Annotated in this window: 3 protein-coding genes; all 3 read right to left on the reverse strand. The window is 30.8% G+C overall.

The window, feature by feature from the left end; translation table 11 throughout:
- Window positions 1–228 precede the first annotated feature (228 nt).
- The 3 genes from HNQ90_RS17830 to HNQ90_RS17840 all read right to left on the reverse strand — a co-directional run bounded on the left by HNQ90_RS17830 (window position 229) and on the right by HNQ90_RS17840 (window position 1847).
- The gene (locus tag HNQ90_RS17830; protein ID WP_144118281.1) at window positions 229–612 is read right to left on the reverse strand and encodes a hypothetical protein; all 384 of its coding nucleotides are present in this window, start codon (window positions 610–612) and stop codon (window positions 229–231) included.
- 37 nt (window positions 613–649) lie between these two features.
- Window positions 650–1042: a hypothetical protein gene (locus tag HNQ90_RS17835; RefSeq protein ID WP_144118282.1), complete on the reverse strand. Its 393-nt coding sequence runs from the start codon at window positions 1040–1042 to the stop codon at window positions 650–652.
- Window positions 1043–1205: 163 nt separating this feature from the next.
- Window positions 1206–1847: a hypothetical protein gene (locus HNQ90_RS17840; RefSeq protein ID WP_144118283.1), complete on the reverse strand. Its 642-nt coding sequence runs from the start codon at window positions 1845–1847 to the stop codon at window positions 1206–1208.
- Between the last annotated feature and the right edge of the window lie 301 nt (window positions 1848–2148).

Here is a 2148-nt window from a genome sequence, read left to right on the forward strand (position 1 = left end):
CACTTGATAAATTTTATCAACTGTTTTTCCTACTATTTGATTAATAAAGTTGTTAGATTTCAATTTCGTGTTCGTTTTTTTTAATTAATGCCAACGTGTTTGTATATGGTTTGTTGCGTGGTTAAGCAACTAAGTTAACAAATAAAAACCGAATAGAAAATCCGCTAGGATTTTCGTAAGTAGGCTAGAACCAAGCAATAAATTATATACAGTGTTGTGCATAGTTTTTTATTTCGTTTTGATATAATAAATTTCTTTTAATTGTCCATTATATAAACCTAAATGTCCTGTTTTTCCCGCTTTATAAAGTCCGATTATTTCAACTTTTTTTCCATTCATTTTTTTCCACACACTATCTAATTCGGTTGCTGGTTTAAATGATTTAATCCAAATTTTTTCTGATTCTACATAAATTCCTTTGTTTTCCAAATCGAGATGTAATTCCTCTATGATTTTTAGAGTGTCATTGTCAAAGTCTGTCCGATTTTTACTTAATTCACTAATATTGGTAAGACTTACTTTTTGCGATATTTCTGCGTTTCCGAATTCCGTTTTCTGTGTGTTGCACGAAACTATAAGAACAATAAAAATTAAAATTATTTGTTTTTTCATAGGTTGTCAACTTATGCACGTTGTTGTGCATAGTTTTTTATTCACCTGCGACTCCGATGAATATTAGATATTCAATTTCGGTATCATAGATTTCGATTAATTGGTCTTTAGTCAGGTTAACTTTTTCCTCATTCAGAGCATATTCCACCATTTGGTTAATATCCAATTCGGTGTTCGATTCAGGTTCGTTTTCAGGATTTGGATTGTCAGAAGTCAGTCCAATTTTCTCCATATAATTCATTTCCGCAAGTAGAGCGTCACGAATTAAATTCAAGTCAGATTTTTTCTTGTTCAGTTTTAGTGCAATAAAACAAGTCGCCTCGTCCAAGTCATAGATTTCTTTTCCAGCATTATTTTCATTCACAGTACAAATCGGTTCGTTTTTACAACCGAAAAATGAGAGTAAAGTCAAGATGAATATTTTTTTCACGTTTTATGGGTTAAATTATGCACAACGTGTTTGTGTATGGTTAGTTGCGTGGTTAAGCCTTAAAGTTAGCAAACAAATCACAGATAGAAAATTCCAGCGGAATTTTCGTAAGTCGGCAGTGAACCAAGCAATTAATTATACACGGTGTTGTACCACGTTTTTTTTATTCAGAACAATGCATTATTCTTTGTCGTTCCTCATAATGTTTTAAAATAATTCCACTTATTGGATTTATATGCAAAATCTCCTCATCAGAGAAACATTTTTCCTCGTAAAGAGTGTTGAATACAATCCAATGATATTCTTTTGTTTTAGTGTCAAATTCCAATCGTTTTGAGAATGGCTCAACAGGTGTTTTCAAGTTTTGTTTCTTAATGATGCTATCAATTTTATTTTCAGATAACCAGTTTGACGGTTCGTTTCTCAAAAGAAATTCAGGAATCTGGTCTATATAAACATCTCTGATTAAATTCAGGTTTGAGTCCAGTTCTACGTAAACGGTTTTTCTTGTGTATGGATATTGAAAATTAGGATGATTTAATACAAAATTTATATGTTTTCCATCGATAAATTTCCCTTTCGTTTTTTTTCCTTTGCTAATATCTTTCCATTTATATTTTCCTGTTTTAGTTTGATATTTATAATCAGAATTTGGTCCGAGTTCAAAATATTTAAACAAAGAGTCTCCAACTGCTTCTTTCAAATTAAATTCCGCTTTTTCAATTACTTCTGAAGTTAGATAAGTTTGAGAAAATGATAATTCACAAGTTAAAATCAGAATTAATATGGTTAATGTTCTTTTCATTTCTCAAATGTGGTACAACGGTTTTGTATATGAAATGTTGCGTGTTTGTGTGCGAGGATTTTCCGAAGGAAAATCAGAAGCTAGCAAACAAAGCAACTAACATTGGTTAAGCACAAAGTAGCAATTTTTTATATACTTCTTAAGTTTGTAAATCACTAAATTTAATTAATAATCAGAAAGAACAAAAGAGAGAATTAAGGTTACTATATACGGTGAAGCCTAGACTTCGACAACATTGATAATCCTCTCTCTTTTACTACTTTAATCACGTTCAGTTCTGTGAGACTTTAGATCTCGTTTT

Source organism: Algibacter amylolyticus, from assembly GCF_014202225.1.
Classification (GTDB): Bacteria; Bacteroidota; Bacteroidia; order Flavobacteriales; family Flavobacteriaceae; genus Algibacter_B; species Algibacter_B amylolyticus.

What these genes read in the sequence shown, in the direction of transcription:
- HNQ90_RS17830 (WP_144118281.1), bottom strand. Translation starts at nt 612, where the DNA reads ATGAAAAAACAAATAATTTTAATTTTTATTGTTCTTATAGTTTCGTGC.
- HNQ90_RS17840 (WP_144118283.1), bottom strand. Translation starts at nt 1,847, where the DNA reads ATGAAAAGAACATTAACCATATTAATTCTGATTTTAACTTGTGAATTA.